This is a genomic window from Primorskyibacter flagellatus (assembly GCF_014638275.1).
In the GTDB taxonomy this organism is placed as follows: domain Bacteria; phylum Pseudomonadota; class Alphaproteobacteria; order Rhodobacterales; family Rhodobacteraceae; genus Pseudooceanicola; species Pseudooceanicola flagellatus_A.
This window is the reverse complement of sequence record NZ_BMFJ01000001.1, coordinates 1,269,553-1,285,551: the sequence shown is the minus strand read 5'-3', so window position 1 is coordinate 1,285,551 and position 15,999 is coordinate 1,269,553. Positions and strand designations below refer to the sequence as shown.

Annotated in this window: 14 protein-coding genes; 5 read left to right on the top strand and 9 right to left on the bottom strand. The window is 67.4% G+C overall.

The features are described 5' to 3' along the window. Positions 1–220: 220 nt before the first annotated feature. Positions 221–454: a sulfurtransferase TusA family protein gene (locus tag IEV87_RS06350; RefSeq protein ID WP_188476813.1), complete on the bottom strand. Its 234-nt coding sequence runs from the start codon at positions 452–454 to the stop codon at positions 221–223. A 147-nt stretch (positions 455–601) separates the two neighbouring features. Between IEV87_RS06350 and IEV87_RS06345 the strand changes: the two genes are divergently transcribed. The 3 genes from IEV87_RS06345 to IEV87_RS06335 all read left to right on the top strand — a co-directional run bounded on the left by IEV87_RS06345 (position 602) and on the right by IEV87_RS06335 (position 4,040). Beyond that, entirely contained in the window at positions 602–1,351 is a 750-nt protein-coding gene (locus IEV87_RS06345; protein ID WP_188476812.1) for a cytochrome c biogenesis CcdA family protein, read from the top strand. Positions 1,352–1,437: 86 nt separating this feature from the next. Then, positions 1,438–2,694 (top strand): hypothetical protein, encoded by a 1,257-nt coding sequence (locus IEV87_RS06340; RefSeq protein ID WP_188476811.1) that lies wholly within the window; start codon positions 1,438–1,440, stop codon positions 2,692–2,694. After that, the gene (locus IEV87_RS06335) at positions 2,691–4,040 is read left to right on the top strand and encodes a cytochrome P450 (protein WP_188476810.1); all 1,350 of its coding nucleotides are present in this window, start codon (positions 2,691–2,693) and stop codon (positions 4,038–4,040) included. Before IEV87_RS06340 ends, IEV87_RS06335 begins: the two co-directional genes overlap by 4 nt. Before the next feature lie 104 nt (positions 4,041–4,144). Here IEV87_RS06335 and rsmA read toward each other — a convergent pair whose 3' ends face one another. Genes rsmA through lptF form a run of 5 tightly spaced genes read right to left on the bottom strand, consistent with a single transcriptional unit; the run spans position 4,145 to position 10,620 of the window. After that, entirely contained in the window at positions 4,145–4,984 is an 840-nt protein-coding gene (rsmA, locus tag IEV87_RS06330) for a 16S rRNA (adenine(1518)-N(6)/adenine(1519)-N(6))-dimethyltransferase RsmA (protein ID WP_188476809.1), read from the bottom strand. Between the two features lie 3 nt (positions 4,985–4,987). Continuing rightward, on the bottom strand, positions 4,988–6,202 hold the full coding sequence (locus IEV87_RS06325) for a peptidylprolyl isomerase (protein ID WP_188476808.1): 1,215 nt from the start codon (positions 6,200–6,202) through the stop codon (positions 4,988–4,990). A 31-nt stretch (positions 6,203–6,233) separates the two neighbouring features. Next, the gene (locus IEV87_RS06320; protein WP_188476807.1) at positions 6,234–8,372 is read right to left on the bottom strand and encodes an LPS-assembly protein LptD; all 2,139 of its coding nucleotides are present in this window, start codon (positions 8,370–8,372) and stop codon (positions 6,234–6,236) included. Beyond that, the gene (gene lptG / locus IEV87_RS06315; protein WP_188476806.1) at positions 8,372–9,469 is read right to left on the bottom strand and encodes an LPS export ABC transporter permease LptG; all 1,098 of its coding nucleotides are present in this window, start codon (positions 9,467–9,469) and stop codon (positions 8,372–8,374) included. Before lptG ends, IEV87_RS06320 begins: the two co-directional genes overlap by 1 nt. Beyond that, positions 9,466–10,620: an LPS export ABC transporter permease LptF gene (gene lptF, locus IEV87_RS06310; RefSeq protein WP_188476805.1), complete on the bottom strand. Its 1,155-nt coding sequence runs from the start codon at positions 10,618–10,620 to the stop codon at positions 9,466–9,468. The genes lptG and lptF overlap by 4 nt, the downstream gene beginning before the upstream one ends. Before the next feature lie 187 nt (positions 10,621–10,807). On the opposite strand from lptF, the gene IEV87_RS06305 reads away from it, so the two are divergent. Both IEV87_RS06305 and IEV87_RS06300 read left to right on the top strand, forming a co-directional pair. Continuing rightward, positions 10,808–12,283, top strand: a complete 1,476-nt coding sequence (locus IEV87_RS06305) for a leucyl aminopeptidase (RefSeq protein ID WP_188476804.1) — start codon at positions 10,808–10,810, stop codon at positions 12,281–12,283. Next, a complete protein-coding gene (locus tag IEV87_RS06300) occupies positions 12,276–12,740 on the top strand; it encodes a DNA polymerase III subunit chi (RefSeq protein ID WP_188476803.1) in 465 nt (154 codons plus the stop codon). The genes IEV87_RS06305 and IEV87_RS06300 overlap by 8 nt, the downstream gene beginning before the upstream one ends. A gap of 12 nt (positions 12,741–12,752) precedes the next feature. Here the strand turns inward: IEV87_RS06300 and IEV87_RS06295 are convergent, their stop codons facing one another. Genes IEV87_RS06295 through IEV87_RS06285 form a run of 3 tightly spaced genes read right to left on the bottom strand, consistent with a single transcriptional unit; the run spans position 12,753 to position 15,902 of the window. Continuing rightward, positions 12,753–13,313, bottom strand: a complete 561-nt coding sequence (locus IEV87_RS06295) for a retropepsin-like aspartic protease family protein (protein ID WP_229737446.1) — start codon at positions 13,311–13,313, stop codon at positions 12,753–12,755. A 49-nt stretch (positions 13,314–13,362) separates the two neighbouring features. Continuing rightward, entirely contained in the window at positions 13,363–13,983 is a 621-nt protein-coding gene (locus tag IEV87_RS06290) for a MarC family protein (RefSeq protein WP_188476801.1), read from the bottom strand. Positions 13,984–14,039: 56 nt separating this feature from the next. Continuing rightward, positions 14,040–15,902, bottom strand: coding sequence for an ABC-F family ATP-binding cassette domain-containing protein (locus IEV87_RS06285; RefSeq protein WP_188476800.1), 1,863 nt, complete (start codon positions 15,900–15,902; stop codon positions 14,040–14,042). Positions 15,903–15,999: the final 97 nt, after the last annotated feature.

Sequence of the window (15,999 nt, the reverse complement as noted above, 5' to 3'; positions counted from 1 at the left end):
TACCACCCCGCGGAGTGCGATGATATGAAAGGACGGGTTGGCCAGAAACGAGCCTTTGCAACGCGCGGCCCCGGGAATGACGGCAGTCACAGACCCAGGTGACAGTGCCCCGCCCAAACCGCCCTGCTACCACCACCCAACCCCGTACGGCAGCGACTCCCTCTCCCCCACGAGGGAGAGGGCCGGGGTGAGGGGGCCGCAGCGCCCGACAAACCCAGCCTCAGCCCTGCGCCGAACCCTTCCGCACCCGGAACACCAGACCGCCAGCGTCCTCCCGGCTGTCCACGACCTCGTGCCCGCCGTCGCGGCAGAAAACAGGGATGTCGATCACCGCGACCGGATCGTCCGTCAGAATGCTCACCTCCGCCCCGACGGGCACCCCCTCCAGCCGCTTGCGCAGCTTCAGAACGGGCAGGGGGCACAGAAGCCCGAGGGCGTCGATATCAACGGTCATGCCCGCGCCAATACTCCCCCGGCCAAGACGACGCAATCTCTGCCCGACCAGCCGCTCCATCCATGTTTCACCCCATCAACACCCTTGTGACCGCCCCGCGACATCGCCCCGCGTGACGAACCCGCTAACCTGCGCTAATCCTTGCCCATGTTCGGGATCGACATCTTCGACGCGGGGCTTCTGCCCGCCATGATCGTGGCGCTGCTGGCGGGGGGGATCTCCTTCCTCAGCCCCTGCGTCCTGCCGATCGTACCGCCTTATATCGCCTATATGTCCGGCGTGACCCTCGGCGACCTCGGGCAGGGGCAGCGACGGGGGCGGGCGCTCTCTGCCGCGCTGATGTTCGTGCTTGGCCTCTCCACCGTGTTCCTGCTGCTCGGCTTCGCGGCCTCCGTCGTCGGGACTATGTTCCTGCGCTACCAGGGCTGGTTCAACACCGGTGCCGGTGTCCTCGTCATGGTGTTCGGCGCGCATTTCCTCGGGATCTACCGCATTGGCTTCCTCGATCGCGAAGCGCGGCTTGACGCGGGCGACCGCGGCGGCTCCGCCTTCGGGGCCTATGTCCTCGGCCTCGCCTTTGCCTTCGGCTGGACCCCCTGCATCGGTCCGCAGCTTGGTGCGATCCTCTCCCTCGCGGCATCGGAGGCCTCGGTCGCGCGCGGAACCGCCCTGCTGGCGGTCTACGCGGCGGGGCTGGGCATCCCATTCCTGCTGGTCGCCGCCTTCCTCCCGCGCCTCACCGGAACGATGAACTGGATGAAGCGCAACATGGAACGGATCGAGCGTATCATGGGCCTGCTGCTCTGGACCATCGGCCTGCTGATGCTGACGGGGGGCTTTTCGGCCATGTCCTTCTGGCTGTTGGAAACCTTCCCCGGCCTTGCCACACTGGGCTGAGGGCGGACACAGGGGGCACCGTACGCTGCGTTCACACTTTCGCCCCGAACATGGTATACAACGCCTCAAAAAAGAATGAGGCAGACATGAGCAGCCCGCAGACAGTCCAGACACGCCGGGTCTTCTACATCCCCGGCTACGACCCGATCCACCCGCGGCGCTACCGCGAACTCTACCGCAAGGAAGCGGCGGAGCAGGCGCGCATATCCGGCTACGATATTGCCCTGAAGCCGAAGGCCACCAAAGGCCCATACGGCTGGCACGTGACGTCCACTCAGGAGGGTGAGACGGTCGAAACGGATATCGAGGTGCTCTACTGGTCCGACATCGTGCGCGACAGCATGGACGGCACGATCCTCGCCACCTACGTTTCGCTCATACGTACAGCGTCAGTCTACATCTTCACCGGAGCACTGTTCCGCCTGATGCGCCTGCGCAAGGGCCCGGTGATCGCCGCGCTCTACCCGATCGTCTTCCTGCTGGTACAACTTGTCATCGCCCTCGCCGCGGGCCTGCTGGCGGCGGTCATCGTGGATTGGTTTGGCGGCTGGCTCGAGCATCTGATCTGGCCCGCACATGCGGAAACACCACTGTCCATACCAATCCTGATCCTCTCGATCCTCAAGGGCGGGGCGGTCGTCTGGTGGCTGCTGACCTGGTTCCGCAAGAAGGACGGCAAGTTCTTTGCCTACTACCTCATGCACGACTATTCCTTCTCTGCCAGATACATGGGAGCCAATCCTCAAGCGTTGGAGCAACGTATCTCCACCTTCGCCGACACCATAGCCGACGCGCTGGAGACGAGCGCCGACGAGGTCCTCGTCGTCGGCCACTCCTCCGGCGCGCACCTTGCGGTCTCGATCCTGTCCGACCTCATCCGTGCGGGCCGCGTGCCGGCCGGTGCGACGCTCTCCTTCCTTTCCCTCGGGCAGGTCGTGCCCATGGTGTCCTTCCTGCCGAAGGCACAGCGCCTGCGTGCCGACCTCGCTTTCCTTTCGACGCAGGACATCACCTGGGTCGATGTCACAGCGCCCGGAGACGGCTGCGCCTTTGCGCTCTGCGATCCCGTCAGCGTCACCGGCGTCGCCCCCGAATCCAGACGCTGGCCGCTCGTCCTGTCCGCCGCCTTCACCCAGACCCTGTCGCCCGAACGCTGGAAAGAGCTCCGCTGGCGCTTCTTCCGCCTGCATTTCCAGTACCTCTGCGCCTTCGATCGCCCGGATCACTACGACTACTTCCGCATCACGGCCGGGCCGCTTACGCTGTCAGCCCGCTACCATGATCGCCCGCCGTCAAAGTCCCGCATCGAAACCCCGGTGAACCGTTACCGGAGCGTCGCATGACCCCGCCCAAACCCCCGTCACGCCCCGACCGCGTGTCTCTCTGGCGCTACGTCCGCCTGTTCCGGCAGGACATCCTGTCGGCCCAGCCCGCCCGGCTTTATCGCGCCTGGATGGCCGAATTCCGGACGCCCTTCTTCCGCTCCTACCTCGTGAACCAGCCCGAACTGGTGAAGACCGTCCTCAGGGACCGTCCCGACGATTTCCCCAAGTCCGACAGGGTGTCCGAGGGCCTGCGCCCGCTGCTCGGAAACTCTGTCTTCCTCACCAACGGAGAGACCTGGAAACGCCAGCGCCGCATCATCGACCCGGCTTTCGAAGGCGGCCGCCTGAAGGACACCTTCCCCGCCATGGTGGCCGCGGCGGAGGCCAGCGTTTCCCGGTTGTCAGAAATGACTGACAGGACTGTAGAGATCGAGGCAGAGACCTCTCACGCCGCCGCCGACGTGATCTTCCGCACCCTGTTCTCCATCCCGATCGACCACGAGCTTGCCGCGCAGGTCTTCACCCGGTTCCGCGACTACCAGCGCTCCTCGCCGATCCTGAACATCGCCGCCTTCATCCCTCTGCCGAAATGGGTCCCCCGCGGCCATTCCCGCGCGACGCGCGCCGCCGCACGCGACATCCGCGCGCTCATCACCCGCCTGACCGACGCCCGCCAGAAGGACATCGCCGCCGGAACCGCGCCCGACGACCTCGCCACCAAGATCATGACCACCGTCGATCCGCAGACCGGCGACCGTTTCACCACCGAAGAGATGGTCGATCAGGTCGCGATCTTCTTTCTTGCCGGTCACGAAACCTCCGCCTCCGCCCTGGCCTGGGCGCTCTACCTGATGGCGACGCACCCCGACTGGCAGGAGAGACTGGCGGAAGAAGCCCGTGCCCTCGACGACAGCAGGGATTTCCCGGTCATGGCGCAGCTCAGACTGTCCCGCGATGTTTTCCGCGAGACGCTGCGCCTTTACCCGCCGGTGCCGATGATGGTGCGCGAAACCACCTGCCCGGAACAGTTCCGCGACCGCGCGGTCAAGCCGGGCGCGCAGGTGGTCGTGAGCCCCTGGCACCTGCACCGCCATGAACGGCTCTGGGACAATCCCGACGGCTTCGACCCGGCCCGGTGGACCACGGAGAACGGCCGCACCTGCATGCGCGACGCCTTCATTCCGTTTTCAGCGGGCGCGCGGGTCTGTACCGGCGCGGGCTTCGCCATGGTCGAAGGCCCGTTGATCCTGTCGTTGATCCTGCGCCACTTCCGCATCGAACCTGTGGGCGAACCGCCCGTGCCCGTGGCGCATCTGACCGTCCGATCAGAAAACGGCATCCACCTGCGCCTGACCAAACGCTGACCGGGGCGCTGCCCCGGACCCCGGGATATTTCACGCAAGGCGAAATCCTGTCTTCATCTTGCCAGAAAATATCCCCGCCGGAGGCATCGTGCCGCAAGGCGCGATCAGCCTGCCACCGCCCGCGCCAGCGCGCAGAACTGTTCAAGGCTGACCGTCTCCGCCCGGTCCGTCGGCTTGATCCCGGCGGCGATCAGCCGGTCCCCGATATCCGGGCCCAGCCCCTTCAGCGCCGCGCGCAGCATCTTCCGGCGCTGGTTGAACGCCATCGCCACCACCCGCTCCAGCACCTTAGGGTCCGCCGGATAGCGCGGCTCGGGCAGCGCGGTCAGATGCACGACGGCGGAGGAAACCTTGGGCGGCGGGGTGAACGCCTCGGGCGGGAGGGACAGGACGATGCGCGCCTCCGCCCGCCACGAGGCCAGCAGGGCCAGCCGTCCGTAGGCCTTGGAGCCGGGCGTGGCCACGATGCGTTCGGCCACCTCGCGCTGGAACATGAGCGTCAGCGACTGCCAGAAGGGCGGCCATTCGGGCGGGGTGAGCCAGCGTACCAGCAGTTCCGTCCCCACGTTGTAGGGCAGATTGGCGGCCACCCGGATCGGCGGGGTCAGGTGCGACAGTGGATCGACCAGGAGCGCGTCGCCGTTGATGACCTCCAGCCGGCCGGGATAGGCGGCAGCGACCTCCTCCAGCGGGGGCAGGCAGCGGCTGTCCTTCTCGATCGCAAGCACCCGGCGCGCGCCCTCGGCCAGCAGGCCGCGGGTCAGGCCGCCGGGACCGGGCCCGATTTCCAGCACGTCGCAGGCCGTCAGGTCGCCCGCCTGACGCGCGATCTTGGCGGTCAGGTTGAGGTCCAGCAGGAAGTTCTGGCCAAGCGACTTCTTCGCGGCAAGCCCATGCGTCGCGATGACCTCGCGCAGGGGGGGAAGGCCGTCGATGGCGGCCATGGCTCAGTACCGGACGATCCGCGCCTCGGACTTCAGCTGTTCGAGATAGCCGTCCGCATAGGCCCCGAGCCGGCGGTTCTGGATGTTCAGCGCCACGCCCTCGCGGGACACCGCGCCCGACAGGTCGGCAGACCGGTCGCAGAGCATCAGGAACACCAGCGTCTGCCCGTTGGCCCGCGTCAGGTTGGTGGAGACCTCGCCGGGGTCGAGCCGGGTCAGTTCGGCAGCGATGTCGGCAGGGATCTCGCCGGCGGATTTCACGCCACGCTCCAGCACCTCGGCCGGCTGGCCCTTGGCCACGCCGTAGAGGTCATCGCAGGTGTTCACCCGCGCCTTGATCTTCGCCGCCTGTGCCAGGGTCTGTTCGCTGCGTCCGCCCGCCATGTAATAGGCCGCGTATTCGATGGCGGTCCCGGCAGAGGAGGAGGTGTCGCGCTGGTCGAGCGCGCGCAGCAGGAAGATGGCGATCTGGTTGTTGATGCGCACCGGCTGGCTGATCTGGCCGGGGCGCAGGCCCTGCAGCGCCTCGCGGACCTCGGGGGCGAGGGTGGAGGCGGGCACCCAGTTGACCATGCCGCCGTCCTGCGCGGTCGGCGCGGCGGAGTACTGACGGGCGGCGGCGGCAAAGCCGCCTGCGCCGCCGCTGCGGATGCGGTCGGCCAGTGCGCGGGCCTCGGCCTCTCCGCCGGAGATCGGCAGGAAGATCTCTCCCAGCTGGACATGCAGGCTCGGCCCGCCGCCGCCGCCGTTGGCGATGGCCCGGTCGATTTCCGTTTCCGAGATGTTGATCTTGGGCGCAAAGCGGGCGCGCACCACCTGCCGCCAGGCCACGCCGGCGCGCACGAAGTCGCGGAAGGTTTCAGCCGCGATCCCGCCCTGCGCCAGCGCCTTGAGGAACTGGTCCCCGGTCAGGTTGGCGCGGCCGGCGAATTCGTTCATGCCGTCGACGATCTCTTCCTCGGACGGCGTGATGCCAAGCTGCCTGGCCGCCTGCAGGCGAAGCCGGTCCTCGACCAGCTGCGTCTCGGCCTCCTCGCGCGGGTCGCCGGGCGCGCGGAACAGCCGCAGCATGCGCGCCCGCTGGTCGAGCTCATAGCGGGTGATGACCTCTTCGTTGACCTTGATCGCCGGGGAGAACTGTCCCTGCGCCACGGCGGGCGGCACGAGGCCGAAGAGCACCAGGGCGGTCATCAGGCAGAGGCGGAGGAAGTTGGGCATAGTCAGGTCCGTTTGCAGTTCAGGTCAGGTCCTAGCGGCACGACCGGGCGACGGTCCCGCCCGAGGTCCGGGCGGAGAAGCCGCGCAGTCCGATCGTGAAGCTGAAGTCCGTGGCTGGCGTGACGATAGTGGAAGAGGTGAAGCGGCGCGAGGCCGAAAGAGCCACATCGACGCATTCGTTGGAATAGATCACGCCGAACCCGGCCGAGATCGGCTCGTCCGCGGCGATGTCGTAACGTCCGGCAAGCTGGCCGCGCAGGGTCCGGGTGATGTCGAACTCCGATTCAAAGGACCATTCCGACACCGAGACAGGCCGCGATTCCGCCGGGTCCGCCGACAGCCAGACGTAGCCCGCCGACAGGTCCAGCTTGTCCGACGACCAGCTGGCGCGGGCCTCGGCCTTGTTCACGGTCAGCTTGTGGTCGAACAGTCCGCGCGCGGTCAGGGTCAGCCCGGCGCGGTTGCGCAGCTGCGCGGCGATCAGCAGGTCGGAGGTATCGCCGCCCAGCCCGGAGGAGGCGGAGAAATTGGTATCCGGCGCGCGCCGCAGCACCGACCCGAACGTCAGCCGCGCATCCCAGCCCTCGGGGTCGATGCGGGTCCAGTTCACGCCAAGCGCCAGCTGACCGCCCCGTTCGCGCCGGTCCGGGGCCGGGAAGCGGGACAGGGTCAGCAGGTTGCCTTCGTCGAATTCCACCCGCGTGCTTTCGTCATTGGCGACGTTCAGCGGGCTGCCGCCGCTCCAGGTGAGCATGGCGACGGGTTCGACCACCTCGCTCACGCCATTGCGGTGTCGCACCCAGGGCCAGCGCAGGGTCAGCGCGGCCGAGGGCGTGGCACCGGATTCGGAGGTCGGGAAACCCGGGTCCTGCACGGTCCGGAAACTGTCGATGTCGACGCCGATCCGTCCCTCGGCCCGGATCCCGGCGGGCAGGGTCCAGGCGTTCATCCAGTGCGCCCCGACCGTCAGCCGGCTCAGGTCGAGCCCGTCGGACAGGGTGTCGTCATCCGTACCGTCGACCAGAGTGTCGGAATAGCGCAGGTGGCTGTGGTTCTCTGCCGACAGCCGCACCTCTCCGCCCCATTTCGGAAAGAACCGCCGTTCGTAGGAGGCATCGGCGATGATCGAGGGGATGGTGTCCGTATCCTCGTTGAGCCGCAGCGTCCGGTAATGGGCCAGCCCGGCCGAGATGTATTCGTCGCGCCGGATGCGCGACACGGTGATCTCGCTCTCCAGCCGGTCGGCCTCTGAATAGTCGTAGTCGGTCAGGTAGGCGGGGTCGTTCACCGCCTGCAGGGTGAAATCCAGCCGGAAATCCCGCGGCAGCTGGAAATGGCCCTTGCCCTCGATATAGGCGCGGGTGAGCGAGGGCTTGAGGTCGTCGCGCGACACCGCCCCGGCGAACTCGATCCGCCCCTTGGCGAAAGCCTGGCGGTAGCGCCATTCCAGCGTCCGGGTCTTCGCCGAGACATACGGCGTAAGCAACACGTCGCGATGATCGCCGAGCGTGATGAAATAGGGCACCTTCAGCCCGGTCGCGAGCTGGGAGTTGCGCTTGATCGACGGGATCAGGAAGCCTGTCACGCGGGTCTGGTCGGGATCGGGCAGGCGCATCCGGGGCAGCCAGAAGATCGGCACGCCCATGACCTCCATCCGCGCGTCGTCGAAGTAGAGCTGCTTTTCCTCCTGGTCGTGGATCACCCGCCGCGCCTTGATCTGCCAGAGCGGGGGACGCGTGCCGCAGACCTGACAGGAGCTGACGGTGGCGCGGGTCAGCTGCGAATAGCGCGCGTCGACCCGGTCCAGCCGGGCAGCGGCCAGCTGCAGCTGCTGGTTCAGCACCATGCGCGCGCCGCGGATCATCCCGTTGCGAAGGTCCGCGTCCAGCGCGGCGGCGTCGGCCAGCACCAGTTCGTTGTCCCCGCGGGTCAGCACGATCGGCCCTGTCACCGTCAGCCGGTCGGTATCGCGGTCATAGCTGACGCGGGCGGCGCGCAGGCGGGCATCGCCCTGCAGCACCTCGACCGAACCCTCGGCGGTCACGCGGGACCGGCCCTCCAGCCAGACACGGTCGGCGACCAGCATCGCGGGGCCGTCGTCGGTCGTGTCGGCCTGCGCGAGGGCGAGACCGGGCAGCAGGAGCAGGATCAGCAGAAGACGGCGCAGCATCATCCGTCCTCCATGTGCAGCAGCAGGCCAAGCGCCAGCAGGACGGAGGCCACGGGCGGCGCCCAGGCTGCGAGCGCGACCGGCACCTGTCCGTTTTCCCCGAGGATCTGCACGAAATTCCGGATGTAGTAGAGCGCGAAGCCGGTCATCACCGCCGCCAGCACCGCCACCCCGGTCTTGCCGAACCGGACGTGGCGCATGGTGAAGGCGGCCGACACCAGCACCATCGCGACCAGGAAGACCGGCATCGCCAGCTCCATCTGGAACCAGACCGCATGGCGGCGCGCCGAAAACCCGGCCTCCGTCAGCAGTCCGATGTAGGTCGGCAGGTCCCAGACCGGGATGGCGGAAGGTTCGCCGAACGTGTCGCGGATCCGGGCCTCTGTCAGGGTGGAGGGCACCTCGATCCGTTCCAGCCGTTCGGTCCGCGCCTCGGGATTGGTGCCTTCGTCCAGCGGCCAGATCCGGACATCAAGCAGTTCCCACGCCCCGGGCGTCAGATGCGCGTTCTTCGCCTCTATCCGCCGGTTCGGCCCGCCGTCGGGCGCATAGCCGATCATGGTGACGTCGTAGAGTTCGGTCGCCTGCGGGTTCGACCGGGCGGCGCGGATCACCGTCTGCCCCTCGGCCCCGCCCTGACGCAGCCAGAGCCCCTCGGACGACAGCGACACCACGTCGAGCCCGCCGTTGCTGTAGGTCTCAAGCAGCACGGCATACCGCTTGGAGGTCGCCGCGACGATCGGGTTGACCGTCGCCACGCTGATGACACCGATCAGGAAAGCGACGATCACCGGCGACAGCAGGGCGCGCAGGGCCGACCGCCCCGCTGCCCGCATCACGACAAGCTCCGACGACCGGGCGAGACCGAGAAACAGCGCGACGGTGGACAGGATCATGATGAGCGGCAGGATCGTGTAGATCCCCTTGGGCGCGTTCAACAGCACCAGTTGCAGCACCTGCGGGAACCCGGCAGAGGCGGAGGACAGCTTGCGCAGATGCTCCACCACGTCGATCAGCATCGACATAAGCAGAAAGACCACAAGCAGGCCGAAGAATATCCGCAGGAAGCGGCGCGCGACGTAGAAATTCAGGATCATGCCGCGCCTTTCGCCCCGAATTTCGACGAGAACAGCCCCGGCCTGTTGGCCCGCGTCGCCTGCCACAGCATCACCGCGCTGATCGCGAACCCGACCAGCGGCGGGGTGTAGAGCAGCGGCCACATCGACGGATCGCGGCGGACCGGATCGGCGGCGATGCCTTCGACCGACTTGACGACCAGCAGCAGCACGATGGCCAGCACGATCTGCCGCCATACGCCAAAGCGCGAAAACCCGCCCGACAGTAGGGTCGAAAACCCGATCAGCGCCGCCGCGACGCAGAGCAGGGGCTGCGCAAACCGCCCGTGCGCTTCTTCGAGGATCTGGCCGGGGGTGGAACCGGTCAGCGCCTGCACCCCCGCCGGGTCGGAGAACAGCTGCCATGTCGACAGGAACCGGATGTGCACGAAGCGCGCCCCGGTGTCCCCGAACAGCCGCCCGATGTCGTAGGTGAAATCCTGGAAATGCGTGGTGAACAGCTGTTCGCTGTCGGTGCGCAGCGTCTGTGCCAGCCCGTCCACCATCACCAGCTTCGCCCCGGCCTGATCGTCCCCGCTGTGATCGGCCACCAGATAGGCCCGGGCGGCGGTGAAGGTCTGCGGAGAGTCGGTGTTGCGCCGGTCGGACAGGAACACGTCGTTGAGCGTGCCGTCGCTGTCGATGCTGCGGATGTAGAAGGTCACGCCTTCGACCGGATGCAGGAAGGTGCCCTCGGTCAGCAGGCGGGCGGTCACGTTCCGCTCCAGATCGTCCTGGCGGGACCGCAGCTGCGACATCGACGCGGGCACAAGGAAATGGGTGATGATCGACATCATGATCCCGACCGCCAGCCCGAAGAACAGCGCCGGACGCGCCAGCCGCCAGGGCGAGAACCCGGTCGCCTGCATCACCACCAGTTCGCTTTCGCTCGACAGCCGGTTGGTCACGTAGACCGCGGCGGCGAAGGAGGCCATCGGCAGCACGATGCGGATCACGTTCGGCAGGGACAGCGCGGTGAATTCCAGGAACACCCAGGCCGTCTGACCGTCGCCGATCAGCGCGTCGAACAGCCGGACCGCCTGGTTGATCCAGTAGATCGACACCAGGACAAGGGAAAAGAATCCGAACAGCACAAGGAATTGCGACAGGATGTATCTGTCGAAACGCGCCACGTCTTCCCCCAGAAGTCATACCGCCCGGCAGCGGGCTGGACGGACCCTAGCGGATTTGCGAGGGGGGGAAAACTGCTATCTGGCCAAAGCGGCGGGAGGGCGCTAGCCTCCTCCGACAGGCCCGGGGCGGGCGATGATCCGCGCCGCCGGCCCCGGCAAAACGCCTTAATAAATCAAGGAGACCGACGTGACCCGACCCGCCAGAGTGAGCTTTGCCGCCCCCGACCTCGACGCCATTGCCGGGATGACCGGACGGCTGGCGGTGGTCGTGCCCGGCGACGGAAAGCTGGGTCCGGCGGCGCGTCGGGTGAACCGCCTGACTCGCGGCACGCTGGCCAGGCTGGCGGAAAGCGAACGGTTCGCGAAGGCCGAGGCGGGCGCGGTTCTGTCGCTGGCCTTCCCCGCCGGGCTGGCCGCAGAGTCGCTGGAGGTCGTGAAGCTGGACCGCCGCGCCGGGGCGGAGGAGGCGCGCATCGCCGGAGCCGCACTTGGCAAGCTGCTTGACGACACCGGGATGACCCTGCTGACCGGCACGCTGCGCAGCGTCGCGGAGATGGTGGAGGCGCTGGTCCTGCGCGCCTACGACTACGGCGACCAGAAGACGGCGGACGCCAAGGTCCCGGGGCCGGTGACGGTTGTCACCAGCGACCCGGACGCCACACAGGCCGCCTGCGCCGATGCGATTGCCGTGGCCGAGGGCGTCTTCTTCACCCGCGATCTGGTCAACGCCCCGGCCAACGTGCTGACCACCACCGAATTCGCCCGCCGCCTGACGGAGATGGCCGACATCGGGCTGGAGGTCACGGTGCTTGAAGAAGCCGACCTCGCCAGCCTCGGCATGAATGCGCTGCTGGCCGTGGGGCAGGGCTCTGCCAGCCCCTCCAAGGTCGTGGTCATGCAGTGGCAGGGCGGCGGGGATGAACCGCCTCTGGCTCTGGTTGGCAAGGGCGTGGTGTTTGATACCGGCGGCATCTCCCTCAAACCGGCGGGCGGGATGGAGGACATGACCATGGACATGGGCGGTGCGGGTACCGTCGCCGGGGCCATGCGTGCGATTGCTTTGAGGAAGGCGAAGGCAAACGTGGTCGGACTGGTCGGTCTGGTGGAAAACATGCCCGACGGCACCGCGATGCGGCCCGGCGATGTCATCACCTCCCTGAAGGGCGACACGATCGAGGTCACGAACACCGATGCCGAAGGGCGGCTCGTGCTCTGCGATGTCATGTGGTACGCGCAGGACCGCTTCAAGCCCGCGGGCATGATCGACCTCGCCACGCTGACCGGCGCGATCATCATCGGGCTCGGCCATCACAATGCCGGGGTGTTTTCGACCGACGATGCGCTCTGCAACGGCCTGCTGAAGGCGGCCGAGACCGTGGGCGAAGGCGCCTGGCGGATGCCGCTTGGCAAGGATTACGCGAAACAGCTGAAATCCCGCATCGCGGACGTCAACAACGTCGGCGGGCGGCCGGCCGGGTCGATCACCGCGGCCGAATTCCTGCGCCGCTTCGTGAAGGACGAGACCCCCTGGTGCCACATCGACATCGCGGGCGTGGCCAGCGTCAAGGCCGACACCACCTTCGCCCCGGCGGGCGCCACGGGCTGGGGTGTCCGGGCGCTGGACCAGTTGGTCCGGGACCGGTTCGAGGGCAAGGATGGGTGAGGCCTATTTCTATCACCTCACGCAGGCGCCGCTGGAACAGACCCTTCCGGTGCTGCTGACCCGCGCGCTTGGTGCGGGTTGGCGGGTGGCGGTTCGGGCTCGGGACACGGCGCGACTGCAGTGGCTGGACGACAAGCTCTGGCTCGGGCCGGAGGATGACTTTCTGCCGCATGGCCTTGCCGGGGGCGAACATGACGCGATCCAGCCGGTGCTGCTGACCACGGGCGCGGCCGCAAACGACCCGGCCTGCGTGATGACCATCGACGGCGCGGAGATCACGGCGGAGGAGGTGCAGGCATTGGAACGGGTCTGCATCCTGTTCGACGGCAATGACGAAAACGCGGTGCAGGCCGCGCGCGTGCAATGGAGGACCCTGACCGGGGCGGGCTGCGGCGCGAAGTACTGGTCGGAGGAAACGGGCCGTTGGCAGATGAAGGCAGAAAGCCCCGCCGCCTGACACAGCCCTCCCTTACGGCGTAAGGATCAACGCCCCGTCCCCGATCTCGATCTTCGAGAACTGCTGGAGGTAGCGCATGCCCAGAAGGCTCTGCCGCATGTCGCCGCCATTCACCATGGCTCGCACGCCCTCTGTCTCGACCGGGCCGATGGCGACGCGGTCCAGCACGACGGGCGCGATCCCGACCTCGCCGTTCGCGCTCATCGCGCGGGCGGAATAGACGAGACTCCTGGGGTCGATCCCGACGGCGCCGGCGTCCTCCTGCGTCAGCACGATGTCGGTTGCGCCGGTGTCGACCATGAAACGCAGCGGGGTGCCGTTGACCACTGCATCGAGGTAATAATGCCCGTCCGGCGCACGGGGCACCGAAATCTCGCCACCCTGCAGCACCGCCTGACTGGGCATGACCGTCCCGCGGATGTCGTCCCACAACCCGATGGCCGCGATCACGCCGACGAAGATCAGCGCCCATGCGGCCATCTGCTGTGCCAGTTTTCCAAGCTGCCGCCGGCCGGAGGTGAATATCCAGCCGCCCACAGCCGCGAGAAGCAGCACGAGGTAGAGTAGGTTCATGGTGGAGTCGGTGTCCATCGACCGTATATAGGCACCGCCCGGCGCGCCGTCACCCGGCGAAGCCGAAATCCTTCAGCCCGTCCAGAACGAACTGCACCGCCAGCGCGGCCAGCAGCATCCCCAGCACGCGCGTCACGACGTTGATGCCTGTGCGTCCGAGAATGCGCTCCAACAGACCGGCGGTCAGGAAAAAGCCGTAGACCACCAGCAATACCGCCGTCGTGACTCCGACAACCCAGGCCGCGCCGATCCAGCCCGGCTGCTGTCCCGCCAGCAGGATCACCGTTGCGATGGCCCCCGGACCGGCGATCAGTGGCGTCGCCAGCGGAAAGACCGACGGATCGGGCACGGTCTGCGGGGCCTCTGTCTGGCCCTCCCGCCGCTTGGTCCGCCGTTCGAACAGCATCTCGAGCGCGGTCAGGAACAGCAGCACGCCCCCCGCGATCCGGAAGGCGGGCATGGAGATTCCGACAAAACCCATGACCGCCTCTCCGAACACGGTGAAAAGGGCGAGCAGGACCAGCGCGACACAGCACGCCCGCAGGCCGATGGCGCGGCGCTCGGACGTCGGCGCGCCCTGCGTCAATGCGGCAAAAAGCGGGGTGAGCCCGATCGGGTCGATGATCACGAACAGCGTGACGAAGGCGGTAATGAGGGCGGTGGTCTCCATACTCCGGCTTTACACGGACACGCGCGGTGCTGCCAGAGGAACGGGGCCGGGGGGCGTCAGGCCGCCGTGGCCCCTTCCGCGCGCTCCAGCTTTTCAAGGGCCGACATCCACAGCGCCTCTGCCTTCTCCATCGCGTCGCGCAGTTCGGCATACTTGCGGTTCCAGACCTCGAGCTCGCCGACCCGGGCGTCTTCGTAAAGCGAATGGTCCGCCAGCTTGGCCGCCAGCTTGGTTTCCATCTGCTGCAGCTTCTCGACCCGCTCTTCGCATTTACGCACGTCCGCGCGCAGGGCAAGGATCGCGTCCCGGGACAGGCGTTTGGGGGTTTCCTTCTTCTTTTCAGGTTTTTCGGACCCGGTGTTCACGTTCAGAAGGAGGTGTCTGTAGGCTTCCAGATCCTCTTCGAACGGGGCCACGCGTCCGTCCTTCACCAGCCACAGCCGGTCCGCGACGAGGCTGAGCAGGTGCATGTCGTGGGACACCAGGATGACCGCGCCGCTATACGCCGTAAGGGCCTCTACCAGCGCCTCCCGGCTTTCGATGTCGAGGTGGTTGGTCGGTTCGTCGAGGATCAGCAGATGCGGCGCGTCAAGCGTCGCCAGCAGCAGCGTCAGCCGCGCCTTCTGCCCGCCAGAGAGCCGCCCGACCTCGGTCTCCGCCTGATCCGCGCCAAGGCCGAAGCCCGCCAGCCGCGCGCGCAGCCGCGCCGGGGCCTCGTCCGGGCGCTGGCGGCGGATGTGGTCCAGCGGTGTTTCGTCGAGGAACAGCTCGTCGACCTGATGCTGGGCGAAGAAACCGATGCGCAGCTTGGAGGATCGCGTGATCTTCCCCTCCATCAGCGCCAGCCGGTCCGACAGCAGCTTGGCCAGCGTCGACTTGCCCTCGCCGTTGCGGCCGAGAAGCGCGATCCGGTCATCCTGGTCGATCCGCAGGTCGAGCCGGGACAGCACGGTGCGCGCGCCGTAGCCGACCGACCCGGATTCGATACGGATGATGGGGGGCGACAGTTCCTCGGGCGAGGGGAAGGTGAAGACGGTGCGCGCCGCGTCCTCGGGCGCGGTGATCTTCTCCATCTTCTCAAGCATCTTGACGCGGGACTGCGCCTGTTTCGCCTTCGACGCCTTGGCCTTGAACCGGTCCACGAAGCTTTGCAGATGCGCACGCCGCGCATCCTGCTTCTTGGCCGCCGCGGTCTGCAGCGCCCGCTGCTCCGCCCGCTGGCGCGCGAAGTTGTCGTAGCCGCCCGAATACAGTGTAAGCTTCTTGCCCTCGAGGTGGAGGATGTGGTTCACCGCGCGGTTCAGAAGGCCGCGGTCGTGGCTGATGATGATGACGGTGTTGGGATAGCGCTGCAAGTAGCTTTCAAGCCAGAGCGCCCCTTCGAGGTCGAGGTAGTTCGTCGGTTCGTCGAGCAGCAGCACGTCGGGCTGCGCGAACAGCACCCCTGCCAGCGCGACCCGCATCCGCCAGCCGCCCGAGAAGGCGGAGCAGGGCATGCGCTGTTCGGCCTCGGTAAAGCCGAGCCCCTTGAGGATCGCCGAAGCGCGCCCCTCCGCCGACCATGCGTCGATGTCGGCCAGCCGCGTCTGGATGTCGGCGATCCGGGCGGCGTCGGTTGCGGTTTCGGATTCCGCGATCAGCGCCGCGCGTTCTGTATCCGCCGCCAGCACCGTGTCGAGAAGCGAAACCTCGTTCCCCGGCACCTCCTGCGCGACGCCGCCGATCTTCGCCTTCTCGGGCAGGGTGATCGTGCCGGTGTCGAGCACCAGTTCACCGCGGATAAGCTTGAACAGGGTGGTCTTGCCCGCCCCGTTGCGCCCGACGATACCGACCTTGTGGCCTTCGGGAATCGTGACCGAGGCATCCTCGATCAGGGGACGTCCGGCGATGGAATAGGAGATGTTCTGAATGCGCAGCATGCGCGCGCCATAGCAGAGCCCGGGGAAGGGGGCCAGAGGGGGCAGGGGGCGCTGCCCCCGTCCTTCGGACTCCCCCGGGATATTTGCAGCAAGATGA